This is a genomic window from Pseudosporangium ferrugineum, assembly GCF_003002065.1.
Classification (GTDB): domain Bacteria; phylum Actinomycetota; class Actinomycetes; order Mycobacteriales; family Micromonosporaceae; genus Actinoplanes; species Actinoplanes ferrugineus_A.
In genome coordinates, this window is record NZ_PVZG01000002.1 from 155,055 (window position 1) to 178,397 (window position 23,343).

Consider the following 23,343-nt stretch of genomic DNA (forward strand, 5'->3'; position numbering starts at 1 on the left):
CCGGGCGGGGCACTTCCGCCGTGCCGGGCCCCGCCGGTCCGGGCCTAGCGTGACGGCGAGGGAACCGAGATCAGGAGGAAGCAGATGGCGATGACATCGGCCGGTCAGATCGAGAGCGTGCTGGCCGCGGCCGAGGCGAGGGTCAGCGCCGCCCGGCAGCAGGTGGCCGGCGACCCGTACGCCCTCGACGAGGCGGGCCGGACCGCGGCCGGTTGCGCCGCCCGCATCAGGGGGACGGCGGAGCGGATGACCGCGACGCGGACCGCGCTCGAGGAATCCTGGGCCGCGCCCAGCGGTGCCCTCTTCCAGGCCCGTACCGAGCCCCTGCCGGGTGGGATCGCCGCGGCCGAGCGGCTCTTCACCGGGCTGGGCGCCGGCCTGCGGAATCTGTCCGCGACCCTGCGCCTGGTGCGGGGTCACGTCGACGCCGTCGGCCGCTTCTTCGATTCGTACGCCCGCGGGGTCCGGGCCGCGGTCAGCCGGTCGTCCGCCCTGCCGGACGGGATGGTGCAGCAGGTGGACCGGCACTCCCGGATGTTCGCCGGGGCCGCGGAGGCCGGGGTGCGCGAGCTGGATGCGGCGCTGACGGAATTCAGCACCGCCACCGCGCCGCTCGTCAGTGAGCTGGCGGCGGTGCGGGCCGCCGCGCCCGTCAGACCGTGACCCGCAGCCGCGACGAGATGCCCTCGCCGATGGCCAGCCGGGTCAGCTCCGAGCGCCGCCGCTGACCCGTCTTCTCCCGGATCCGGTCGAGGTGCGAGCGGACCGTCCGGACGCTGATGCCCAGCGCGCGGGCGATGTCCACGTCCCGCTCGCCCTCGGCCAGCAGGCCCAGCACCTCCCGCTCGCGCGGCGTCAGGGCCAGCCGGGGCCCGGCCTGCCGCGGGCGTGCGCTGTCCAGCAGGAAGCCGGCCAGCGTGGGGGACACGTACGTGCCCCCGTCGGCGACCTGGCGGACCGCGGCCGCGATCTCCCGCTCCTCGGCCGACTTCGTCAGGTAGCCCCGGGCGCCCGCCGCCAGCACGGCGAGCACGTCGGCCTGGCCCGCCTGGGCGGAGACGACCAGCGGGCGATGCCCCGCCTCGGTGACCGCCAGGGCCGCGGCGGGTCCCTGCCGGCCCGGCAGGTGCAGGTCGAGCAGGACGACGCCGCCGGGCCGGGTGCGGTACGCCAGGAACTCCTCGACCGACCCGGCCACCGCACCGAGCGTGCAGCCGGGCAGCCCGTCGACGACGCGGGCCAGTGCCATCCGGTAGAGCGGGTGATCCTCCACGATGGAGACCAGGATGGACGTGTCCGGGGTGAGGGGCATGGCGGGGCCTCTTCCTTCGTCGGTGCGGGTCGTCATTTCGCTTCCTGCCGGGCCGCCTCGGCGGACAGCTCCGGCCCGGCCGGCAGCAGGCGCAGCAGCGCCGCATCCACTCTGACCGCAGGGATGTCGCCGTAGCCGAGGGCGCGTGCGTCCTTGCTGTCCTTGAGCGGGTACCGCAGGCCCTGGTCCGTGACGAGCTGGACGGGGCCGCCGGGCCGCTGCCGCTCGATGAGGAGCAGGCCCGTACCCGGGGGAACGTAGACCTGGTCCGCGACGCCCTCCTCGCGTGCCGCGGCGGGGACCGGCAGGGCCCGGCCGCCGGGCGGCAGGGGGAGCGCGCGGGCGGTCCACAGCGGTACGGGCCCGGCGCTCGCACCCCCGGCGCAGAGCACGGCGGCCGCACCGCCGGCGTCATCGACCTCGGGCAGCCGGGCCGGGTACGGTGGCTCCTCGGCGCGCCGCCCGACCAGTCCGGAGGCGGTGATGTCCGCGGCGGAGACGGTCGACGGCCGGGCCACCCCGTCCGGGTACGCCGCCCGGTTCGCGGGATTGCCGACGATCAGCGCGGCCTCGGTCTGCCCGATCGGCAGCAGGGCCGCACGCGTCGCGAGGTAGTAGCGGCTCTCGCCGTCCACGCCCTCCGCCAGCAGCACCTGGCCCACCCGGGTGCCGCGCCCGGCGAGCTCCGGGCCGGCGCCGCCGCTGCCCGGCACGGTGAGCAGGGCCAGCTCCGGGCCCTGGGGGACGGTGTCCAGCCAGGCGGTGGAGACGGTCCGGGGTCGCACCGCGTCCCAGCCCAGGGCGCCGACCGCGTTGCCACGCAGGCGCATCCGCCGCCCGTCGGCGAGCAGGTGCCGGGACCCGCCGGCGGCGACGATGACGCCCCGCCCGCGCGGTAGCCGCTGCGGCGCGGGCCGGCCGATCACCAGCGTGGTCACCGTCGAGCCGGCCCGTCCGGGCCCGTCGCACACCACCCAGGGCCCCTGGACGAGGGCCTTCGGCGCGGCCAGCGAGGCCGGTGCGTCCGGGATGCCCAGCGGACGCCCGCGCGGGGCGCCGGCCAGCGATCCGGCGGCGATGGTCGTGGTCCGGGCGCCGCCGATCAGCAGGCGGGCGGAGGCGTGGTTGAGGACGGGATGCACGAGGCCGTCCGCGCCCAGCACGAAGCTCGCGCCGGACTCCTTCTCGATGAGGATCCGGCCCGGCTCACGCCAGTCGGCGGTGCTGCCGGGCCGCAGCACCGCGAGGACCAGCAGACCTCCGCAGACCAGCAGGACGGCGCCGGCGCCGGAGGCGGTCGCCGCGAGGACGCGCCGGCCCGGTGCCACCGGGTGGTTGGCATCGCCGAACTGCAGCGCGGAGACGATGCGGCGGCGCAGGAACTGGAAGGCCTGGAGCTGATCACGCTGGGTCCACATCGTCCACCTCGCGGTTCCGTCCGTGGCGGTCGGTCTTCACGAGGTACTCCGTCGGCGGCGGCCGGACGGTTCGCGGATTCTCCGGGGAATTCCGCGGGACGTCGTCAGCCGGCGAGCGACCGGACCGAGCCGTACAGGCCCAGGACGGCAGCGGCGGCCGGAATCAGGGCGGTGACCGCCACGAAGTCCATGACGTCGAGGAACCGGGCCCAGTACGGCGACGGAGGCCGGCGTCCCGCCCGGACGGCGTGCACGGCGCAGGCCGTGCCGGCGAGCAACGCGAGGGCACCGACCGCCTGCGGGGCCGGGGGACCGCCGTGGCGCGCCACCACCACGGCGGTGGCACCGAGGGCGGTCAGGCCGGCGCCGAGCAGGGCGGCCCGCTGCGCCACGCCGAGGTACGCACGACTGCGGATCAGCAGCGCCAGCCCCGCCACCGCGGCGAGGATCCACCCCGCGACCGCCGGCGTACGGAGCAGCACGGCGCCGCCCGCGACGACGATCAGCGCCTCGGCCGTCAGCAGCGCGGTGAGCGCGGACTCGGCGTCCGCGGCCCGGCCCGCCACCAGCGGAGCCGGAGTCGGGGGCTCCGTGGCCCGGAACGCCGCCATGTCGGTGGGCACCACGGGCAGCGGAACCCGGCCGAGGCGCAGCGCCAGGACGGGGAACCCCGGGCCGGCCACCACGGCGAGGACCATCAGCACGGCGGCGGCGCCGGCGGGGGTCGCCCGGCCGCCCGCCACCACGGCGGCGGCGACGGCACCCGCGACGGCCGTGCCCCCGGCGGCCGCGAACCACGCCCGGTACGCGGGCAGCAGAACCGCACAGAGCAGCGAATACCCGGCGGAGGCCGCGAACGCCGTCACCGCGGGGCTCGCGGCGGCCGGTGCCGGCCCCAGGGCCAGGAGGCAGGGCAGGCCGGCACCCGCGAGGGCCGCCCCGGCCGCGGCGTCGTCGCGTACCCGGGTCACCGCCACTCCGGCCGTCAGCAGCGCGGCCGCGAGCAGCCCCGCGGCGACCGGCCCGGCCGGCCACCCGGCGGCGGCGACCGCGACCACCGCCGCCGCGCCGAATGCCACGGCGGCGACCAGGGCGGCGAGCCGGCGCGACAGGGCCGGGCCCCAGCGGCCGGGAGCCTCGCTCACGTTGCTCGCGACGGCGTCGACCAGGTCGTCGAAGATCGCGGTCGCCGCCGGCCGGTCCGCGGCCACGAGATGCAGCAGCTCGCCGTCCCGCAGGCCGAGGGCGGCGACGGTGCGATCGCCCGGCAGCACGTCGCCGCCCACCCGGACCAGCCGGAGACCCGGTCCGCCCGGCCCGGCGAGGGACCGCGCCAGCACGGGAACCAGCTCGGCGACGGTACTCAGGGCGGGCAGCGCGACGTCGGCGCGGCCGTTGTCGCCCACGACGGTGACGCGCCGCGGTGCCGCCGGCGCGGGCTGCGGCGCGATGAGCGGGCCGGTGGCGTCCGGGGCCGGCGTGGCCCTCGGGAGTGGCGGCGCCGGGCGGCCCGGCATCGGCAGCGGCGGCAGCTCGGCGATCGACATCGGGTTCACCCCTCCACGGGGCCGAGCACCGGTGCGAAGATCTCCCGGCCGGCCTCCTGGAGCCGGGCGAGCCCGTCGTTGACCGCCGCCAGCACCAGCGTTCCCACGGTGTCGGCGTCGTACCGGCGGTAGGTGTCGGGGTCGATGCTGACGTCGACGAACTGCCCGGTGCCGAGGAGCCGTACGGTCACCTCGCCGCTGCCCGCGTAGCCGGTGATCTCGCGCGTCTCCAGCTCGTGCTGGAGTTCGCCGATCCGTTCGGTGCCGGCGCGTACCTCCTCGAGCAGGTCGTCCAGTGAGGCGCGGAGCTGCTCGGTGCCGGGCTGACTGAGTTCCATCGGACGTACCTTCTCTTCTCGTGGCGGGTCAGCGGGCGGTGCCCGGAAGCAGGGAGCCCAGTTCCTTCGCGATCGTGGCGAGGAGGGTGACGATCGCTGCCACGCGTACGGTGGCGATGGTGTCCAGGGTGGCCTTCGTGGAGCCGGCGAACGACGCCAGCCCCGACGTGGCGCTGACCGCCAGCGATCTCGCCGCGGCGTGGGTGTGCGGGTGTGCCAGCAGGGACGCCACCACGGGATTCACCGAGCCGACCACCGACCGGTAGGCCTGCTGGATCAGCGTCAGGGCCGTGGCGACACCCGCCAGCTCGGCCTGGAAGGTCTCGACGGCCTTGACGATGCGCTGGAACACGGCGATGGTCTCGCCGAGCTTGCCGAGCGCTCCGTCCGAGGCGGAGCCGCCGGGCCAGGCCCGGCGCAGGGCGTCGCCGGAGTCGCCGACGCCGTTCACGACGCCGGCGAGCCTGCCGATGTGGCCGGCCAGCTCGGTGACGTACCGCAGGACCTGGCCCGGTTCCGTGCCGGCGATCCACGGCAGGACCGTGGCACCGGGTCCGCGGCCACCCGCGGCGGCGTCCATGGCCGAGGAGTTGGGGAAGTACATGCCGGGCTCCGATCTGTGGGTCAGCGGTGGTGTTCCCCGGCGGCCATCCGGTGCAGCGTCCCGGCGATCCGATCGTCGTGGCCCGCGTAGCCCTCCGCGCTCGCGGCCACCCGCTCGTTGAGCTTCTGCAGGACGACGGCGACCGCCTCGAGGGCGACGACCAGCTGCTGCTGGGCGGAGGCGCTGGAGGTCGCGGCGGCGCCGCCGATGTGCCCGTACGCGGCGGCCGGCAGGGTCACGCCGCCCGCATCCCGCGTGCCCGCCCGGAACTGCGACAGCAGGCCGTCCAGCCCCGCGACGACCTTCAGCACCTCCGGGACGGAGATCTCGTATCCGGTGCCCATCACGCCTCCCTCGGCCGATCCGACGCTCTCCGCACCGACGCTAGGAGGGCATCCGAGCCGCGGTAACGGCGGAATTACCCACGCTGTCGCCGCAGAAATGCCGACTGTCGCCGGGCCGGGCGAGGGGCGACCGTGGGGCGTAGCGGAACGACAGCCGGCCGCCAGAGCGGGAGACGACCATGTCCGGAGAACGGTTCACGCACGGCCCCGGCACCCCCGCGGTGGCCAGGCCGCCGGCGGAGATCGTGCTGCAACCGCCGCCGGCGATTCCCCGCTCCGGCGGCACCCGCGGTGCGCAGCAGCTGATGTTCATGCTGCCGATGATGATCGGGATGGGCGCGATGTCGTTCGTCTACATCGGCCGGTCGAGCGGCATCGGCACGGTGGTCTTCGGCGGTCTGTTCGTGATCGTGATGGGCGGCATGCTCGTGATGACCCTGTCCGGCGGCCGGATGGCCAAGAAGGCCCAGATCAACGACGAGCGCCGGGACTACCTGCGCTACCTGGCCGGGCTGCGGGACGCCGTACGGCAGGCGGCGGCGCGCCAGCGCGAGGGGATGCTGGAGGCCCTGCCGGCTCCCGGCGACCTCTGGACCCTCGCCGGCACGCCCCGCATGTGGCGCCGGCGCGTCACCGATCCCGGCTTCGGCCGGGTGCGCGTCGGCCTCGGCCCGCAGCGTCTCGCCACCGCCCTGCGCCCGCCGCAGACCGCGCCGCTGGAGGAGCTGGACCCCGTCTCGTCCACGTCGCTCAAGCGGTTCCTGCGGGCGTACGCCGTGGTCGACGACCTGCCCGTGGCCGTGTCGCTGCGCGCCTTCACCAGGATCGCCATCGGCGGCGAACCGGTCGGCGCCCGCGACCTGGCCCGGGCCGTCGTCGCCCACCTCGCTGCCCTGCACGCCCCCGACGACCTGCGGATCGCGGTCTGCGTGGACGATGCCGGGGCATCCGCCTGGGACTGGGTGAAGTGGCTACCGCACGCGGCGCACCCGGTCCGCGCCGACGCCACCGGCCCGCTGCGGCTCTTCGCCGGGGGGACCCGCGACCTCGCCGGGCTCGTCGCCGGGGACCTCGCCGGGCGGCCCAGGTTCCAGCCGGGCGCCGGCGCACCCGCGGGCATGGTGCATCTGGTCGTCGTGCGGGACCTGGCGGGCGGTGCCGCCGCGGGCACGGCTCCCGGAGAAGGGCTCGCCGGTGTCACCGTCGTCGACGTCGGCGGCGCGGGGGACCGGTCCGCCACGGTGCTCGGCCTCGTCGTCGCGGACGGGCGCCTGGGGGTACGCCGGCCGGAGGGGACCGTGCTGGCCGGCGTACCGGACGGGCTCGATCCGGTGACGGCCGAGGCCGTGGCGCGGCAGTTCGCGCCCTGGCACCGCCGTGCGCCCGCCGGGAACGGCGCCGGCGCGACCGGACCGGCGGAGCTGGCCGGCCTGCTGGGCATCGGCGAGCCGCGTGACCTCGACGTGGCGCAGACGTGGCGTCCGCGACCGGCCGGGGACCGCCTGCGGGTCCCGCTCGGCACCGACCTGCACGGCGAGCCCGTCCTGCTCGACCTGAAGGAATCCGCCGAGGGCGGCATGGGCCCGCACGGGCTGGTCATCGGCGCCACCGGATCCGGCAAGAGCGAGCTGCTGCGGACGCTGGTCACCGGCCTGGTCACCACGCACTCGTCCGAGACGCTCAACCTGGCCCTGGTCGACTTCAAGGGCGGCGCGACGTTCACCGGCATGGCCGATCTGCCGCACACCTGCGCGGTCATCACCAACCTCGCCGCCGAGCTCACCCTCGTCGACCGGATGGGCGACGCGCTGCGCGGCGAGATGGTCCGGCGCCAGGAACTGCTGCGCGCCGCCGGGAACTACGCGTCCGTCCGCGACTACGAGAAGGCCCGGCAGGCCGGTGCCGACCTGGCGCCGGTGCCGTCCCTGCTGGTCATCATCGACGAGTTCAGCGAGCTGCTGTCGTCGCGGCCGGAGTTCATCGAGCTGTTCGTGATGATCGGGCGGCTCGGCCGGAGCCTGGCGATCCACCTGCTGCTGGCCTCCCAGCGGCTCGAGGAGGGGCGGCTGCGCGGGCTGGACAGCCATCTGAGCTACCGGATCGGGCTGCGCACCTTCTCCGCCGCGGAGAGCCGCACGGTGCTGGGCGTGCCCGACGCGTACGAGCTGCCGGGCGAGCCGGGCGCCGGCTATCTGAAGATGGACACCACGACGCTGCGGCGGTTCAGGGCGGCATACGTCTCCGGGCCGGTGGGTTCGCCGCGGCGCGGGCCGAAGGGTCCCGGCCGGCGCGAGCCTGAGCCGGTGCCGTTCACCGCGCGCGCCGTCGCTGCCGCCGGGCCGCCGCCGGTGGCGCCGTCCGCACTGGACGCGACCGGACCCTCCACGATGGAGGTGCTGCTGGGCCGGTTGGGGGGCAGGGGCCCGGCGGCGCACCGGATCTGGTTGCCGCCGCTCGCCGAGCCGCCCACAATCGACGAGCTTCTGCCCCCGCTCGGCGCGGACGAGCGGCGGGGACTGTGCCCGGCGGGCTGGGACGGCAACGGGCGGCTGACCGTACCCGTCGCGGTGGTCGACAAGCCGTTCGAGCAGCGCCGGGACGTGTTGTGGGCGGACCTGTCCGGCGCCGCGGGCAACGCCGTGGTGGTGGGCGCACCGCAGAGCGGGAAGAGCACGCTGCTGCGTACCCTGGTCTGCGCCCTGTCCCTGACCCACACCCCGCGCGAGGTCCAGTTCTTCCTGATGGACATGGGCGGCGGGGCGCTGTCCACGCTGTCCGGGCTGCCCCACGTGAGCGGGGTGGCCGGCCGCCTCGACGCGGAACGCTGCCGGCGCATCGTGGCCGAACTCGACTGCCTGCTCACCGAGCGGGAGGCGCTGTTCCAGGAGCACGGCATCGACTCGATGGCGGCGTTCCGGCGCGATCCGCCGGCCGGTGCGGACGGCCGGGTCTTCGGCGACGTGTTCCTGGTCATCGACGGCTGGATGACCCTGCGCCAGGAGTACGAGGCGCTCTCCGAGACGATCTCCTCGCTGGCGGCCCGCGGCCTCGGCTACGGCATCCACGTCGTGCTGTCGGTCAGCCGCTGGATGGAGCTGCGGCCGGCCCTGCGGGACATGATCGGCACCCAGTTCGAGCTGCGGCTCGGCGACCCGTCCGACTCCGCCGTCGACCGCCGCGCCGCGGCCGCGGTGCCCACCGCCGCCGGGCGCGGGGTGACCCGCGACAAGCTCCACTTCCTCGCCGCCCTGCCCCGCCTCGACCACAGCCGGTCCGGGGACGACGTGGCGGCCGGGATCGCGGACCTGGCACGCCGCGTCGCGCGGGCCTGGCCCGGCGGGAGGGCCCCGCAGGTACGCCTGCTGCCCCGCCTGCTGCCCGCCGCGCAACTACCGGCGGCGGACGGGAGCCGCCCGGTGCCGATCGGCATCGCCGAGGCGGATCTGCGCCCCATCGCCCTCGACTTCGACGCCGACCCGCACCTCATCGTGTTCGGCGACAACGAGTCCGGCAAGTCCGGCCTGCTGCGCCTGCTCGCCAGTGGCCTGACGGACCGGTACGCGCCGGCCGAGGCCGCGATCCTGGTCGTGGACTACCGCCGCAGCCTGCTCGACGTGGTGACCGGCGAGCATCTGCTGGCGTACGCGGGCTCCGAACCGACCCTGACCGCGACGATCGGCGACGTGGCGAAGGGGATGCGGGACCGGTTGCCCGGGCCCGGCGTCACCTCGGAGGAGCTGCGCCGCCGCTCCTGGTGGACCGGCCCGGAGCTCTTCATCCTGGTCGACGACTACGACCTGGTCGCCGGGCCGGGCGGCAACCCGCTGCTCGCGCTGGCCGACCTGCTGCCGCACTCGCGCGACATCGGCCTGCACCTGCTCGTGGCCCGGCGCAGCGGCGGTGCCGGGCGGGCCCTCTACGAGCCGGTCCTGCAACGCCTGCGGGAGCTCGGCACCCCGGGAATCCTGCTCTCCGGCGCCAAGGACGAGGGCGCGCTGCTGGGCGGGCTCAAGCCCAGCCCCCGCCCGCCCGGCCAGGGCCAGTACGTCGGCCGGCGCGGCGACGCGTCCGTCCTGCAGGTCGCGTGGGGTGGGTAGAAGTGCCGTACCCGCGGCCCCCGGCCGCTCATAGCCTCGGAAGCACACCATCCACCACGGAGTGAGGGAGGAACGTCATGGCCGGAACCGGATTCCAGAGCGACGCCGCCGCGATGGCGCGGGCGGTCACCGGATTCCACGAGTCCGCCGCCGACGCACGCTCGACCATGAGCGCGCTCGAGGGCGACCTGACGAGCATGCTCAACCAGTACCGGGGCGCGCAGGCGCAGGCCTTCTGGCAGCTGCACCGGCGGCTGCAGGAGGACATGCGCAGCGCCGGCCAGGAACTCGACCTGATGTCGCAGCTGGTCGGCGACAGCGCCGCCAACTACGACACCGGCGACACCGATGTCGCGTCGACGCTCAACACGCTGTCCGGCCAGACCGGCAACAGCACGGTCCTGAACCGTCTCGCCGGCGCCTGACCGCGCCCGCCCACCGATCAGAAGGGTTTGCCGACATGCCATCCGCCGAGGTCATCAACGTCGACTTCGCGGCGCTGCGCGCCGCCGCCGAATCGCTCTCCGTCAAGGCCAAGCGCCTCGAGGCCATCATGAACACCCTCCAGCAGTCGCTCGCGCCGATCAAGGAGACCTGGTACGCGTCCGGCAGCTCCGCCGGCCAGGCCGCCGAGCAGAGCGAGACCCGGCTGCGTACCGCCGTCGCGGACATCACCGCGGTCATCGCCCAGTTCTCCGCGAAGACGACCGAGGCGCACGACATGCAGGTGGCGCTGGAGAACAAGAACACCAGCTTCTTCGGCTGACCTTTCCCGTACGCCCACGGCAGTGCCACGCCTACCGGGTGGCACTGCCGCACCGAACCGAGGAGGCGGCTGTGCCCGAGAACTCCGGTGCCGGCTCGTTCCAGGTACGCCCCGGGGAGCTCGAGCGGCTCGCCGATGAACTTGCCGCCCAGCGGGACGCCGTACGCCATCCGGCCGACCGGCTCGCCGCGCTGGGCGCCGATCCGCTGGAGCCGGGCGGGTTCGCGGAGGCGTACGCCCTGCGCGAGGCGCACGCGGCGGCGGCGCTGCGGATGCACCAGCTCGCGTACGCCGTCGCCATGGCGGTGGACTTCGCCGAGGAGGTGACCCGGGCGATGGCCGCGGGCTACCGCGCCGCCGACGAGTCGATCGCCGACTCGTACCGGGCCCTCTACGCCGCACCGGCGCGGGAGGGATGACGCGATGCGAGCCGTGGATCCGCCGGACGTCTGGACCGACTTCTCGCGCTACCCGCACGAGGAGCTGATCCGGGCGCTGTCGATCAGCAACCCCCACGAGATCGTGGCCGCCGGTGACGCCTGGGCCGCGGTGGCGGCGGCCCTGTTCGAGCGGGCGCAGGACATCGCCGATCGCTCCGGGGCGCTCTCGTCGAGCTGGACCGGCGCCGCCGCCGACCGCTACCGCACCATGACAACCGAACTTCTGACCGGCGTACGCCGGATCGCCGCGACCGCGCAGGAGGCCCGCGACCTCATGTACGCCGCCGGTGAGGCCCTGCACGCCGCGTGGACGGCCATGCCCGCGGTCTCCGGCGAGGAGGCCCGCAGGCAGGCGGTGCTGATCATGGCCCGGCTCGCCGAGCGGTATCTCGCCGTGACGGCCGAGCTCAACGAGACGATGTCGCAGCTGCTGCCGGCGGGAACCGATCCGGCGCTCGCCGGCGCGGGCGGGGCGCCGTCCGGCTCGCTGCCGCCCGGGCAACTCGTCTTCGGCAACCCGTCGGGGCCGGTCGCGGGCGGCCGGCCACCGCTGTTCGGCGGGATGCTGCCGGCCGGGCTGGCGGCGGCGGGCCTGGTGCTCGGCCGGCCGTTCCTGCCCAGCCTGCTGACTCCGCGGCGCGGGGGACCTCCGCCCGCCGCCGCGGTTCCCCCGGTTCCGCCGGCTTCCCCGGTGGCGGGCGGGGCCGGCCCGGGTGGCGGCGGGCCGGCCCTCCCGGAAGCCACGCTGCCCACCGCGGCCAGCGCCGGTCCGGGCCTGGGCGGCGGGCCGGCTCCGATGGCCGGCCCGGGTCCGGGCGGCGGTGGGTCCGCCCTGGGTGGGGGCGGCGCGGCGTTGCCGTCGCTGCCCGACCCGGGCGCAACGGCGGCCGGCGGCGGCGCTCCGGCGGGTCAGGCGCCGCCCGGCGGCATCGCGGCCGCCTCCGGCGGCGGTGCCGGAACCGGCGCGGGTGGCATGCGGGGGATGCCGATGATCCCCATGATGCCGATGGGCATGGGCGGCGCCGAGGGCGGCGGCGGCCGGCGGATCCCGCAGTGGCTCGTCGAGACCGAGGACGTCTGGGGCGAACCGGCCGTGGTGACCTCCTCGGTCATCGGCGACGAGGGCGCGGCGGGCACGTGGTGGTGACCCGGGCCGGCATCCACAGCCGCACCCGGGTGCCGCGCCCCGGCGAGGAACCGATCTCGGCGTCCCCGCCGGCCTCCCGGACCCGGGCGGTGATCGACTGCCGGGTGCCGAAGCCCGGCGCGGTCCGCCCGGGGTCGAAGCCGCGGCCGTCGTCGCGTACCACGATCTCGACGCCGTGGCGCGCGGCGGCGATCCGGACGACCACCCGGCGCGCGGCGGCGTGCTTGATCACGTTGCCCAGGGCCTCGCGGGTGGCGTCGCGCAGGCACTCCTGCCGCCACGGCACCGGCTCGGGCAGGTCCGCGGCCGCCACGAGCTCCACCCGTGGCCCGTCGACCGGCATCTCCTCGACGAGCCCGGCCAGCGTCTGCGCCAGGGACAGCCGCGGCCCGGCCGGTGCCGCACCGCCCAGTTCCCCGAGGCTGCGCCGCAACATCGCGGCCTGGCGGTGCGCCGTGCCGCGCAGCCGGGCCAGCGACTCGGCGGGGGAGAGGCGGTCGGCGGCGTCGGCGAGCGCCATCGTCTCCAGCGACTGCAGGGCGGTGTCGTGCAGGGACCGCAGCAGACGCGCGCGCTCGGCGGCCCGGCCCGCCCGGTAGGCAGCCGACCGGACCCGGGCGAGCACCGCGCCCGTTCCCACGGCGACGCCCGCGGCCACCAGCACGGCGGCCCACCCGTTCGCCCTCGCCGCCGTCAGCAGCAGGATCAGCGCGGCGGCCGACCCGGCCGCCCATCTCGGGCCCGTTCCCGGACCGGCGTACTCCATCGTCGACATCGGACCGCCTCCCCGCCCGGCCGCCGGCTCCCCGCGGCGGCCCCTGGCCGGTATTCCGGTCCGGACCCGGCGATCGGTTCTCGCCGGAGAAATATCCGGCAGCCGCGAACCGAACCGCACCCCGGGCGCGAAGTACCTCCGTACGGCACTCGACGGACCGGCCACGAGGGAGTTCCCATGAAACGCAACGGCCCCATGCTGACCCTGCTGGCCGGCATCGGTGTAGCGGCGGTGCTGTTCCTGCTCAGCCTCCAGGCGACGCGGAACGCCGACGCCGCGCTGACGGCGCCGGCCGCGGTGGCGAGTGCCCCGGAACCGAGGGTGAAGGCCGGCGTCGTCGCGGTGCCCGACGGCGGCCGGGCGAGTTCCCCGCCGGTGGCCCGGGTGCCCACGGCCGGCACGCCGACGACGGCGGACGGACAGCCGCCGGCCCAGCAGCCGACCCCGGACGGCAGCTACGCCGGGCGGCTGACGGCCGGCACCCTCGCCCTCACGATCAAGGGCGGCAAGGCCATCGCGTACGTGTGCGACGGCAGGAGGACCGAGGCGTGGCTGAAGGGCACCGCGCGGGACGGCCGTTTCGACCTCAGCGGGAAGAACGGTGCCACCCTCACCGGAACCGCCGACAAGAGGCACGCCACGGGCAGGATCACGCTGAACGGGCGAACGTCCGACGTGGACATCGCGACCGTGCGGAAGCCGTCGGGGCTGTATCGGGCCACTGCCGACGTACGCGGAGCCAAGCTTGTCGGGGGTTGGATCGTTCTCGAGGACGGCAGCCAGGTCGGCCTCGCGACGATCGGCGGACGACCGGCCACGCCGTCCCGGGTCGACGTCACGACGGGCCGGGCGACGGTCGACGGCACCCCGGTGACCGCCACACCTGCCGATCCGGCCCGATGAGCGCCGCAAGCGGGCCCACGGACGCCCCCGCCGCCATGCTCGTGCCGGTCCTGATCGGCGGCCTCGTCGCGATCACCCTCGGGGTGTACGGCCATCTGCACGCCCCGACCGGGATCGGCGTCAACCTCGCCGGCTTCTCCGGCCCGCTGACCGTCAAGGTGTGGCTGACCACGGTGTCGGCGCTGCTCGCGGTCGTCCAGCTCGTCTCCGCCCTCGCGTTGTACGGTCGCCTGCCGAAGGTGCACGCCCCGTCCTGGACCGGCGGCCTGCACCGGTGGTCCGGCCGCGCCGCCTTCCTCTGTGCGGTGCCCGTCGCCGTCCACTGCCTGTACGCCCTCGGCCTGCACTTCTCCGACCCCCGTACGCTGCTGCACTCCCTGGCCGGCTGCCTGTTCTTCGGTGCCTTCACGGCCAAGATGCTGCTGCTGCGCCGGCCGGGCCTGCCCGGCTGGGCGCTGCCGATCGCCGGGGCGGTGGTCTTCACCGCGCTGGTCGTCCTGTGGCTCACCTCGTCCCTGTGGTTCTTCGGCACCACCGGCTTCCGGCTCTGACCGGCCCGCGCGCCCGGCCGCGCCGGGCCCGACCGAAAGGCAACGATCATGGACGACAGCACCGGTTCCGGGCGGGGCTGCGGCGAGCAGTGCGCCGGTCGGCGTTCGGTCCTGGCAGCCGCCGGTGCCACGGGCGCGGCCGCGTTGCTGGGCGGCTGCCAGGTCTACGACGAGACGTCCCCGCCGCCCGCCGCTCCGGCCGGTGCGTCGGCGGGCTCCCCGCTGGCCCGCCTCGACGAGATCCCGGTCGGCGGCGGCAGGATCGTCGGCGAGCTGCGGCTGGTGCTCACCCGGCCCGAGGGCAGGCAGGTCCGCGCCTTCTCCACGGTCTGCACCCACCAGGGCTGCGCCGTCGACCGGGTCGCCGACGGCGTGATCTCCTGCCCGTGCCACGGCAGCAGGTTCGCGATCGCCGACGGTTCGGTGGTGGCCGGCCCGGCGACCCGGCCGCTCACGGCGCTGCCGGTCAGCGTGGACGACGACGTCATCCGGCTCGGATGAGCGCAGGGCGCGGCGCCGCGGGTGGCACGGTGCTGCCGGGGCGGCGCAGTACACTCGTCTCCACAATGGATGAGACGCCGCTGGCCGGTGCGTTCGCCGAGGGCCACGAAGAAGGGTTCGCCGCGGTCTACGCGGCGTTCCGCGGCCCCGTCTTCGGGCTCGCGATCACCATCCTGGCCGACCCCGGTCTCGCCGAGGAGGCCGCCCAGCAGGCCTTCATCGGCCTGTGGCGCAACCGCGACCGCTTCGACCCGCAGCGCAGCCTCGCGGCGTGGATCTTCGGCATCGCCCGCAAGGCCGCCATCGACGTCTACCGCCGCGAGCGCCGGGGTCCCGCCACCACGGCGCAGGAGGCGGACATCGCGGTCGAGGGACTCTCCGCCGAGCGGCTCTGGGAGGTGTGGGAGGTCCGCCGGGCCGTGGAGGGCCTGCCGCCGGACGAGGCCGCGATCGTCCGGCTCGCCCACTACTACCAGCTGACCCACGGCGAGATCGCCGAGCACCTCGGGATCCCGGTGGGCACCGTGAAATCCCGGTCGCACCGCGCCCACCGCCGGCTCGCCGGAACGCTGAGCCACCTCTTCGACGAGCCGCAGCCCGCTACGGCCGGCGAAGTACCGGCAGGAGGTCACCGATGAGCGAAGACGTCATCGAGCGCCGCGCCCGAGCGCTGGAGGCGCTGCTGAGCCCCGCGACCGCCGCCGCTGACCAGCGGGCAGCGGCCGGCGACGAGCGGGAGGCGGCCATGATGGCCCGGATCGGGTCGCTGCTCGGCCGCCCGGGCACCTGGCAGTCACCGGCCGCCGCGACGCTGCCCGACTCCCTGCTCGCCGAACTCCGCGCGGCCCGGACCCCGCCGGCCACCGCGGCGGTGCCCGCACCAGCACCAGCACCCGCGCCGCCCGCCGCCGTCGACGAGAGCCCGACGTCCGCCGCCGCTGCCTTGCCGCCCGTGGTGGAGGCGCCGCCCGTGGTGGAGGCGCCGCCCGTGGTGGAGGCGCCGCCCGTGGTGGAGGCGCCGCCCGTGGTGGAGGCGCCGGCCGTGGTGGAGGCGCCGCCTGCCGTCGAGCCGGACGCCCCGCCTGCCGCCGAACCGGACGCCCCGCCCGCCTTCGGGCACCTGCCGCCGGCCACGAGGCGGCCGCGGTGGCGGTGGTCGCCGCCGCACTGGACGTCGCCGCGGTTCGCGCTCGGTGCCGCCGGTGCGCTGGCGGCGGTGCTGCTGGTCGTCGTCATGTTCGGCGGTGAGCTGCTGGGCCGCGAGGACGGCACCTCCCGGCAGATCGCGGTGATCCGGCTGGCCGGCACCGGCGACGCTCCGGGGGCCGGCGCCACCGTGCGGGCGATCGAGCGGGACGCCGGGTGGCGGCTCGAGGCCGACATCGGCGGCCTGGCGCCGGCGGCACCGGGGGAGTACTACCAGGGCTGGGCCGTGCGCGACCGGGAGATGGTGCCGCTGGGCACCTTCCACATGCACAAGCCGGGCCGCGTCGAGCTGTGGTCCGGAGTGCCGCTGCGACAGTTCAGCCGGATCGAGGTGACCCGTCAGCGCATCGGCGCGGGCCAGACCCCGGGCGTCCTGGTCCTGGTCGGCCAGATGTAGCGGGCCGCGATCGACACCTGATCTCCTGACCGGGCAGGCCACGGCGAGGGACGCCCACCGCGCGGCGGATAATGGTTGGCATTGCGAACATGTCGTCTAGGGTGGGGTCATGACTTCCGATGCCCTCGTCGACGATGCCCTGGTGCGCAGCGCCTTCCGGGTCATGGCCGTGCTCACCCGGATCGGTGCCGAGAACGATCTGTCGCTGACCCAGCTGCGGGTGCTGGGCATCCTGCGGGACCGCCGCGCCCGGATGACCGAGCTGGCCGCCTTCCTGGGCCTGGACAAGTCGACGCTGTCCGGGCTGGTCGACCGCGCCGAGCGGCGGGGGCTGCTGGCCCGCGGGAAGAACCCCGGCGACGGCCGGGTCGTCGACGTGTTCATGACCCCCGCGGGCCTCGAGCTGGCCGAACGCCTCCAGGGCGAGTTCCGGCGCGCCCTCGCGCCGGCCACCGGCCAGCTCGACCCGGGGCAGCGCGATCAGCTCGTCCACCTGCTCGAGCTCGTGATGGGCACGGACCCGCCCGCGGGGCCTGCCCGCGGGGGCGCCGGCCCGCCGCTCAGCTAGCCGCTGCCTCGGCGATGTCGGTCGTCGTGGCCAGCTCGCGGCCGTTCTCGACGTCCGCGGTCAGGGCGGTGATGCGGGCCGTGGCCAGGGAGTACGAGTCCGAGCCGAGGATCTGGTGCAGCGGCGCCGACCCCGTGCGGGCCACGGTGATGATCGCCGCGGCGGCCTTCGCCGGGTCGCCGAGCTGGGTGCCGGGCATGCCCTGGTGGGCCTGCGTCATCTCCCGGATGCCCTGGTAGCCGTCGGTCACCCGGGACGGCAGGCGCAGGCTCACCGGGCGCAGGAAGTCCGTACGCATGTAGCCCGGCTCGACCAGGTTGACCCGGATGCCGAAGTCGGCGACCTCACCGGCCAGCGACGCGGCCAGCCCCTCGAGGGCGTACTTGGCCGCGCAGTAGGCGCCCCAGCCGGGGAAGGCGGTCAGGCCGAGGATCGACGAGATGTTGATGATGTGGCCGCTGGTGCGGGCGCGCATGCCGGGCAGGACCGCCCGGAGCACGTTCCACGCGCCGAACAGCTGCACGTCGAACAGCTCGCGGGCCTCCGCGTCGCTCACCTCCTCGACGGCGGCGAGCAGGCCGTAGCCGGCGTTGTTGACGACGACGTCGACGGTGCCGAAGCGCTCCTCGACGGCCCGGACGGCGGCGCCGACGTCCTTCTCGTCGGTGAGGTCGACGCGCAGGGGCAGCAGCCGGGACGTGTCGGCGGCGCCGAGCGCGGCGGTCAGCCGCTCGGTGGAACGGGTGGTGGCGGCGACGTTGTCCCCGCCGGCCAGCAGCTGCTTCACCAGCTCCAGCCCGAGTCCGTGGGAGGCGCCGGTGACGAGCCAGGTGGCGGGACCGGAGGTGGGGTACGGCATGGGAGTTCTCCTTGCGGATCGGTGATCGGAACGGATTCCATGCTGCTGCGGCGCACCCCGGTGCCGACACGGTCAGGCAGGCCCAGCGCTACCTGGGTACGCCATGCCCACCCAGTCCCTGGGCATCGCACCCCCGCCCCGGCAATCATGGTGGTATGGCGGGACGCAATGATCTGGGCGACTTCCTGAGGAAGTGCCGGGCGGACACGACGCCGGAGGCCGTGGGACTACCGGGCTATGCCGGCGAGAGCGGGCGGCGGGTGCACGGGCTGCGGCGCGAGGAGGTGGCGCAGCTGGCCGGGATGAGCGTCGACTACTACACCCGGCTGGAGCAGGGCCGGCACACCAGCCCGTCGGAGGCCGTTCTGGACGCGCTGGCCCGGGTGTTCGGGCTCGACGCCGCGGCCCGCGCCCATCTGGCCGATCTCGCCCGCCCGGCGCGGCACCGCACCGAGCAGGTGCCGGTGCAGCGGGTCCGGCCGGCGATGCAGCAGATGATCGCCTCGATGACCGAGCACCCGGCGTTCATCGTGGGGCGCCGCACCGACGTCCTGGCGTCGAACACGCTGGCGCGGGCCCTGCTCACCGACTGGACCCGGCTGCCCCCGCGGCACCGCAACTACACCCGGTGGGTCTTCCTCGACCCGGCCGCCCGCGAGGCGTTCGCGAACTGGCCGGCCGTGGCCGCCGAGGTGGTCGGCACCCTGCGGCTCTACGCCGGGCGGTTCCCCGACGATCCCCAGCTCAGCGAGCTGGTGGGGGAGCTGACCATCAAGAGCGCCGATTTCCGTACGTGGTGGAACGGTCACCGGGTGCACGAGCGGACGCACGGCACCAAGCACATGCGGCACCCGGCCGTCGGCGACATCACCATCCGCTACGAGGCGCTGGCGTTGCCGGGCGACGAGGAACAGACCCTGTTCATCTACACCACCGACCCGGGCAGCCGCTCGCACGACAACCTGCGCCTGCTCGCGCTCTGGGCGGCCCAGCCGCACGCGGGCACCGCCCAGGCCGGGCCCGGCACGCCGGCCCGCGCCCCCCTCGACCAGGTGGCGGACTCCGAGTAGCGCCCGGCTCGGGCCCGTCGCATGACCAGCCGCCACGCCGCGGCGGAATGGCGGGTCATGCCGTCTCGTGGCGGGCCGGTCGCCGGGCCGCCACGGTGGAGTGGCTGGTCACGCCGTCTCGTGGCGAGCCGGCCGCTGGGCCGCCGTGGCGGAGTGGCTGGCCAGCAGGGCGAGGGCGTCGGCGTCCCGGCTGCCCGGTTCGGTGTGGTAGACGGTCAGCGTCTGGCCGCTGCTGCCCTCGAGCCGCAGCGTCTCGTAGTCGACGCCGAACTCGCCGACCACCGGATGCCGGAATTCCTTGCGCCCGCTCGACCGGACGCGCACGTCGTGGCGTGCCCACAGCCGCGCGAAGTCACGGCTCTTCAGGGTCAGCTCGCCGACGAGGGACGCGAGGCGCGCGCTGTCCGGGTCGGCCTCGGCGCGCAGCCACGCGACCGCCTGCCGCGCGGTGGACTCCCAGTCGGGCGAGAGCGCCCGTTGCGCCGGGTCGAGGAAGGTCGCCCGGATGAGGTTGCGGTCCCGGCTCAGGCCGGCGTGGATCGCCCCGGCGAGGGCGTTGTACGCGAGGATGTCGCCGTACCGGTTCTGCACCAGGGCCGGGGTGTCCCGCCAGAGTTCGAGCAGCCGCAGCATCCCGGGCGGTACGCGTTCGGTGTCGCCGGACAGCCCCGGGTCGCCGTGCGCGAGCCGTCGCAGGTGGGCCATCCCGTCCGCGTCGAGCCCGAAGACCCGGCCGAGGGCGGTGAGCACCTCGGCGGACGGGTTGCGTTCGCGACCCTGCTCCAGGCGTACGTAATAGTCGGTGCTCATGCCGGCCAGGACCGCGACCTCGTCACGACGCAGGCCCGGCACCCGCCGGCGACCGCCGGCCGGCATGCCGAAGTCCTCCGGCCGGGCCCGGTCACGGCGGGCGCGCAGGAACTCCCCGAGGGCGTTGCTGGTCATCCGCCAAGATTACGAGCAGGCCGCCGCGACCGGGTAGGTGTGCGACTGCCACGATCGCTCAGGTCTGCGCCGGGTCGACGAGCAGGGGGTCGAGGGTGAGCCAGTTCTCGCGGGTGGCCGCGGCGGCGCCCTCGACGTCGCCGGCCTCGCAGAGGGCGATGATGCGGTCGTGCAGGGTCACCGAGGTGCGGCCGCTCAGGGAGGAGAAACGCAGCCGTTCCAGGCGCCGGAGCACCGGTGTGAACTGCTCGAGCACGCTGCGCAGGGCGGGGTTGGCCGACGCGGTGACCGCCACGCCGTGGAACTCGTCGTCGGCGGCTGTCGCGGCGTCGAGGTCGTCGGTGCGCAGGGCCTCGGCGAAGCGGGTGTTGGCCGACCGCATGGCGTCGAGCTCGGCGGTGGACAGGTTCGGCAGGGCTTCGCGTACGGCGAGCTCGTGCATGGCCGCGGTGACCGACTGGGCGGCGCGGGCGGCGCGGACGTCGAGGGGGCTGACCATGGTGTAGCGGCCGGGCCGGGTGTGGATGAGGCCGGCCTCCTCGAGCCGGGCGAGGGCCTCGCGGACCGGGGTGCGGCTCACCCCGAGCCACTGGGCCAGCTCGGCGTCGTGGAGCCGTTCGCCGGGGGTCAGCGTGCCGTCCACGATGGCGTCGCGGATGGAGCGGTAGGCGTTCTCCCGCAGCAGCGAGCGGGGTATCACGCCGGTGCGGGCGGGGATCGGCACGCGATATATCCCATACCGCGGGCCCGGGGCTGTCAAGGATCAGCCGGCGGCGACCCGGCGGCCGGTGAGGGCGACGCTGACGCGGTTCTTGCCGGCGCGCTTGGCGGAGTACATCGCGGCGTCGGCGTCGTTCATCAGGTGGTCGACGTCGCGGTGGCCGTGCCGGACGGCGACGCCGATGCTCGCTCCCACGGTCAGGGGCACGCCGCCCACGACGATGGGCTCGGCGATCACCTGCAGCAGGCGGGAGGCGAAGCGGGCCGGGTCCAGCGCCGTCCCGGCGTCCTCGAGCAGGATGGCGAACTCGTCCCCGCCCAGCCGGGCCGCCACGTCCCCGGCGCGGACCTCGCCGTTCATCCGCTGGGCCACCGCGCGCAGCACCTGGTCGCCGGCGGCGTGCCCGTAGCGGTCGTTGATCGGCTTGAAGCCGTCGAGGTCGATCATGACGATCGCCGGCGGGTCCGGCCGGCCGGCGGTCAGCGCCGCCCCGGCCCGTTGCAGGAACAGGTCGCGGTTGGCCAGGCCGGTCAGGGCGTCGTGGAAGGCGCGGTGGCGCAGGTCGTCGGCGAGGCCGAGGGCGCGCAGGGCCATCGCGCAGGTGGCCGCCAGGCTCTCGATCGGCTGCCGGATCTCGCCGGCCAGGGGGCGCCGGCTCAGCACGGCGATCTCCCCGTACGCCGTGTCGCGCGAGGCGATCGTGGCGTGAAAGGTGTGCCGGCGGCCGGCCACCCCGGTCTCGGGGACCCGCGGGCCGGGCCGGAGGCGGATGTCGAGGCCGACCGGGCCCTGCTCGTCGCCCACCAGTTCGGCGAGGGTCTCCAGGCAGGCCGAGCGGATCTCGTCGCGGTGGGTGGCCGTGGCCAGCCGGACGGCCGCCGTGTTCAGGGCGCTCTCCCGCCGCACGAGCAGTTCGTAGCGGCCGGCGGCGTACGAGACCCAGAACATCAGGCTCGCCAGGATCGTGATGGTCACGGCGCTGGTCAGGACCGTCTGCGCGGCGTCCGTGACGACCGCGTCCTCGAAGCCTAACCGGACCGACAGCACGAGGCTGCCCAGGGTGGCCGTGATCCAGCCCGCGAGCAGCAGGCCCAGGTCCCGGAGCCTGCCGTAGAGGCTGCGGAACAGCAGGCTGCCGACCAGCAGCGGGTTCGCCAGCGCGCTCGCACCGAGGAAGGTGCAGGTCATGGTCAGGACCACGATCTCGAGCGGGAACCCGGCCGTGGGGAACCGCTTGCGCTGGTAGCCGCCGACCCACCACCACGCCAGGAAGCCCAGGCCGGCGAGGATGCCGCCCCGTTGCGGCGGGGGATACCCGGCCAATCCCAGCAGCACGAGGACCGCGACGAGGGTGAGGCAGACGAGGCAGAGGGCCAGGCCGGCGTACCGGATCCGGGAGCGCAGGCCGGCCGGGAGGGCCACCAGCGCGCGGAGGCCGGCGACGGCTCCGGTCATCGCCGCTCCTCCCGCTCGACCCTCGCGGCCCTGCGCCGGGAAGGTGCCCGAGTGTCCATCGGCGGACCGCCCGGGCATCTGAGGCGCGCCGGGCGTACGCGCTCAGCAGTTACGGGCCGGCCGTTCGGCGGCGCCCTCGCTCACCTGGCGGGCGACGTGACAGGCCACCTCGCGCAGCACGCCGACCTGCTCCTTGGTCAGCCCGTCGATGACGAAGCGGCGCACCGCCGCCACGTGCCCGGGCGCCGCGGCGACCACCAGCTCCCAGCCCGCGTCGCTGAGCACCGCCCGGGTGTAGCGGGGGTTGTCCGGGTCGGGCTCGCGCCGCAGCATGCCCCGCTGCTCGAGGCGCTTGACGACGTTGGACAGCCGGGAGAGCGAGCTGCTGGTGTGCTGGGCGAGGTCGCTGAGGCGCAGCGTGCGGTCCGGCACCATGGACAGGTTGCTCAGGACGAAGTAGTCGAACAGGGTCAGGCCGTTGTCGCGCAGCAGCTGGGCGTCGAGCGCGCTGGGCAGTTTGAACATGAGGCTTGCCAGGGCCAGCCAGGCGTCCCGCTCCCAGTCGGCCAGCCACCGAGGTTCGTCCGGCATCCCCCCAGCCTACGGCCCGGTGTCACCGGCCGGACGTGACCCGGGTCGCATTTCGGTTCAAGCTTGAACTTCATGGCGTACGCTCGGCTTCAAGCTTGAACCTCTACCAGGGAGCACCCATGACCTTGTTCCGGCTGGACGCCAGCATCCGTGTCGACGGCTCCGCGAGCCGCGAGATCGCGGACATCGTCGAGCAGGAGTGGCTCGCCGCCCGGCCCGGCGACCCGGTCGAGCGCCGCCACCTCGGCGTCGACGTCCTCCCCGCGACGGCCTGGGCGGCGGCGGTCTCCGCGGGCATGACCCCGCCGGAGGCCCGCACCGCCGAGCAGGCCGACGGCCTCGCGCTGGCGAAGGTCCTGATGGACGAGCTGCTCGCCGCCGACGCGATCCTGTTCGCCGTGCCGCTCTACAACTACGGCGTCTCCCAGCACTTCAAGACGTACATCGACCTGGTCTGCGCCGATCCGCGGTCGGCCGGCACACAGTTCCTCGCGGGCAAGCCCGCCGTGCTGGCCACCGTCCGCGGCGGGGCGTACGCCGCCGGTACCCCGCGCGAGGGCTGGGACCACTCGACGCCCTACCTGCGCCGCATCATCGGCGACTCGTGGGGCGCCGACCTCACCGTCGTCGAGCGCGAGTTCACCCTCGTCGGCGTGAACCCGGCCCTCGACGCGTTCGCGGACCAGGCCGCCGAGATGCACGCGGGCGCCCTCGAGTCCGCCCGCGAGGCGGGCCGCGCGCTGGGGGCCCTGCCCGCCCTCGCCTGAGCGGCCCCGAGATGCCGGCGC

Annotated in this window: 26 protein-coding genes; 14 read left to right on the forward strand and 12 right to left on the reverse strand. The window is 75.4% G+C overall.

Features of this window, described 5'->3' with window-relative positions; all coding sequences use genetic code 11:
• Positions 1-84 precede the first annotated feature (84 nt).
• Positions 85-663 (forward strand): hypothetical protein, encoded by a 579-nt coding sequence (locus tag CLV70_RS04930; RefSeq protein ID WP_106125164.1) that lies wholly within the window; start codon positions 85-87, stop codon positions 661-663.
• On the opposite strand, the gene CLV70_RS04935 is transcribed toward CLV70_RS04930, so the two are convergent.
• The 6 genes from CLV70_RS04935 to CLV70_RS04960 all read right to left on the reverse strand — a co-directional run bounded on the left by CLV70_RS04935 (position 653) and on the right by CLV70_RS04960 (position 5,563).
• A complete protein-coding gene (locus tag CLV70_RS04935; RefSeq protein WP_245908031.1) occupies positions 653-1,348 on the reverse strand; it encodes a LuxR C-terminal-related transcriptional regulator in 696 nt (231 codons plus the stop codon). The two genes, CLV70_RS04930 and CLV70_RS04935, sit on opposite strands and share 11 nt — an antisense overlap.
• The gene (gene eccB, locus CLV70_RS04940; RefSeq protein ID WP_106125166.1) at positions 1,345-2,730 is read right to left on the reverse strand and encodes a type VII secretion protein EccB; all 1,386 of its coding nucleotides are present in this window, start codon (positions 2,728-2,730) and stop codon (positions 1,345-1,347) included. The genes CLV70_RS04935 and eccB overlap by 4 nt, the downstream gene beginning before the upstream one ends.
• A 104-nt stretch (positions 2,731-2,834) precedes the next feature.
• The gene (gene eccD / locus CLV70_RS04945; protein ID WP_146163961.1) at positions 2,835-4,277 is read right to left on the reverse strand and encodes a type VII secretion integral membrane protein EccD; all 1,443 of its coding nucleotides are present in this window, start codon (positions 4,275-4,277) and stop codon (positions 2,835-2,837) included.
• Positions 4,278-4,282: 5 nt separating this feature from the next.
• On the reverse strand, positions 4,283-4,615 hold the full coding sequence (locus tag CLV70_RS04950; RefSeq protein ID WP_106125168.1) for a YbaB/EbfC family nucleoid-associated protein: 333 nt from the start codon (positions 4,613-4,615) through the stop codon (positions 4,283-4,285).
• A gap of 28 nt (positions 4,616-4,643) precedes the next feature.
• A complete protein-coding gene (locus CLV70_RS04955; protein WP_106125169.1) occupies positions 4,644-5,219 on the reverse strand; it encodes a hypothetical protein in 576 nt (191 codons plus the stop codon).
• A 20-nt stretch (positions 5,220-5,239) separates the two neighbouring features.
• Positions 5,240-5,563: a type VII secretion target gene (locus CLV70_RS04960; RefSeq protein WP_106125170.1), complete on the reverse strand. Its 324-nt coding sequence runs from the start codon at positions 5,561-5,563 to the stop codon at positions 5,240-5,242.
• Positions 5,564-5,742: 179 nt separating this feature from the next.
• Here CLV70_RS04960 and eccCa point away from each other — a divergent pair, with 179 nt between their 5' ends.
• The 5 genes from eccCa (at position 5,743) to CLV70_RS04985 (ending at position 12,013) form a co-directional block, all read left to right on the forward strand.
• Positions 5,743-9,660, forward strand: coding sequence for a type VII secretion protein EccCa (gene eccCa / locus CLV70_RS04965; protein WP_106125171.1), 3,918 nt, complete (start codon positions 5,743-5,745; stop codon positions 9,658-9,660).
• 77 nt (positions 9,661-9,737) lie between these two features.
• Positions 9,738-10,085 (forward strand): WXG100 family type VII secretion target, encoded by a 348-nt coding sequence (locus CLV70_RS04970; RefSeq protein ID WP_106125172.1) that lies wholly within the window; start codon positions 9,738-9,740, stop codon positions 10,083-10,085.
• A 35-nt stretch (positions 10,086-10,120) separates the two neighbouring features.
• Positions 10,121-10,426, forward strand: coding sequence for a WXG100 family type VII secretion target (locus CLV70_RS04975; RefSeq protein ID WP_106125173.1), 306 nt, complete (start codon positions 10,121-10,123; stop codon positions 10,424-10,426).
• 71 nt (positions 10,427-10,497) lie between these two features.
• Complete coding sequence (locus CLV70_RS04980; protein ID WP_106125174.1) at positions 10,498-10,845, forward strand: hypothetical protein; 348 nt, start codon at positions 10,498-10,500, stop codon at positions 10,843-10,845.
• 4 nt (positions 10,846-10,849) lie between these two features.
• The gene (locus CLV70_RS04985) at positions 10,850-12,013 is read left to right on the forward strand and encodes a WXG100 family type VII secretion target (RefSeq protein WP_146163962.1); all 1,164 of its coding nucleotides are present in this window, start codon (positions 10,850-10,852) and stop codon (positions 12,011-12,013) included.
• On the opposite strand, the gene CLV70_RS04990 is transcribed toward CLV70_RS04985, so the two are convergent.
• Entirely contained in the window at positions 11,976-12,788 is an 813-nt protein-coding gene (locus CLV70_RS04990) for a sensor histidine kinase (RefSeq protein ID WP_106125176.1), read from the reverse strand. The two genes, CLV70_RS04985 and CLV70_RS04990, sit on opposite strands and share 38 nt — an antisense overlap.
• A gap of 177 nt (positions 12,789-12,965) precedes the next feature.
• On the opposite strand from CLV70_RS04990, the gene CLV70_RS04995 reads away from it, so the two are divergent.
• From CLV70_RS04995 to CLV70_RS05020, 6 genes are all read left to right on the forward strand, one after another.
• Positions 12,966-13,691: a hypothetical protein gene (locus CLV70_RS04995; protein ID WP_106125177.1), complete on the forward strand. Its 726-nt coding sequence runs from the start codon at positions 12,966-12,968 to the stop codon at positions 13,689-13,691.
• On the forward strand, positions 13,688-14,242 hold the full coding sequence (locus CLV70_RS05000) for a DUF6529 family protein (RefSeq protein WP_106125178.1): 555 nt from the start codon (positions 13,688-13,690) through the stop codon (positions 14,240-14,242). The genes CLV70_RS04995 and CLV70_RS05000 overlap by 4 nt, the downstream gene beginning before the upstream one ends.
• A gap of 48 nt (positions 14,243-14,290) precedes the next feature.
• On the forward strand, positions 14,291-14,743 hold the full coding sequence (locus CLV70_RS05005; protein WP_106125179.1) for a Rieske (2Fe-2S) protein: 453 nt from the start codon (positions 14,291-14,293) through the stop codon (positions 14,741-14,743).
• Positions 14,744-14,808: 65 nt separating this feature from the next.
• A complete protein-coding gene (locus tag CLV70_RS05010) occupies positions 14,809-15,381 on the forward strand; it encodes an RNA polymerase sigma factor (RefSeq protein WP_106125180.1) in 573 nt (190 codons plus the stop codon).
• On the forward strand, positions 15,378-16,346 hold the full coding sequence (locus tag CLV70_RS05015; protein ID WP_106125181.1) for an anti-sigma factor: 969 nt from the start codon (positions 15,378-15,380) through the stop codon (positions 16,344-16,346). The genes CLV70_RS05010 and CLV70_RS05015 overlap by 4 nt, the downstream gene beginning before the upstream one ends.
• Positions 16,347-16,455: 109 nt before the next feature.
• Positions 16,456-16,914 (forward strand): MarR family winged helix-turn-helix transcriptional regulator, encoded by a 459-nt coding sequence (locus tag CLV70_RS05020; protein ID WP_106125182.1) that lies wholly within the window; start codon positions 16,456-16,458, stop codon positions 16,912-16,914.
• Here the strand turns inward: CLV70_RS05020 and CLV70_RS05025 are convergent.
• The gene (locus tag CLV70_RS05025; protein WP_106125183.1) at positions 16,907-17,773 is read right to left on the reverse strand and encodes an SDR family NAD(P)-dependent oxidoreductase; all 867 of its coding nucleotides are present in this window, start codon (positions 17,771-17,773) and stop codon (positions 16,907-16,909) included. The genes CLV70_RS05020 and CLV70_RS05025 overlap by 8 nt on opposite strands.
• A 155-nt stretch (positions 17,774-17,928) precedes the next feature.
• Here CLV70_RS05025 and CLV70_RS05030 point away from each other — a divergent pair, with 155 nt between their 5' ends.
• Positions 17,929-18,843, forward strand: a complete 915-nt coding sequence (locus tag CLV70_RS05030) for a helix-turn-helix transcriptional regulator (RefSeq protein WP_106125184.1) — start codon at positions 17,929-17,931, stop codon at positions 18,841-18,843.
• 108 nt (positions 18,844-18,951) lie between these two features.
• On the opposite strand, the gene CLV70_RS05035 is transcribed toward CLV70_RS05030, so the two are convergent.
• The 4 genes from CLV70_RS05035 to CLV70_RS05050 form a co-directional block, all read right to left on the reverse strand.
• Complete coding sequence (locus CLV70_RS05035) at positions 18,952-19,788, reverse strand: helix-turn-helix transcriptional regulator (RefSeq protein ID WP_106125185.1); 837 nt, start codon at positions 19,786-19,788, stop codon at positions 18,952-18,954.
• A 58-nt stretch (positions 19,789-19,846) separates the two neighbouring features.
• Positions 19,847-20,512, reverse strand: coding sequence for a GntR family transcriptional regulator (locus CLV70_RS05040; RefSeq protein WP_106125186.1), 666 nt, complete (start codon positions 20,510-20,512; stop codon positions 19,847-19,849).
• 39 nt (positions 20,513-20,551) lie between these two features.
• The gene (locus tag CLV70_RS05045) at positions 20,552-21,964 is read right to left on the reverse strand and encodes a GGDEF domain-containing protein (RefSeq protein ID WP_106125187.1); all 1,413 of its coding nucleotides are present in this window, start codon (positions 21,962-21,964) and stop codon (positions 20,552-20,554) included.
• Between the two features lie 102 nt (positions 21,965-22,066).
• Complete coding sequence (locus CLV70_RS05050) at positions 22,067-22,555, reverse strand: MarR family winged helix-turn-helix transcriptional regulator (RefSeq protein WP_106125188.1); 489 nt, start codon at positions 22,553-22,555, stop codon at positions 22,067-22,069.
• A 119-nt stretch (positions 22,556-22,674) separates the two neighbouring features.
• Here CLV70_RS05050 and CLV70_RS05055 point away from each other — a divergent pair, with 119 nt between their 5' ends.
• Positions 22,675-23,322, forward strand: coding sequence for an FMN-dependent NADH-azoreductase (locus tag CLV70_RS05055; RefSeq protein ID WP_106125189.1), 648 nt, complete (start codon positions 22,675-22,677; stop codon positions 23,320-23,322).
• The last annotated feature ends 21 nt before the right edge of the window (positions 23,323-23,343 follow it).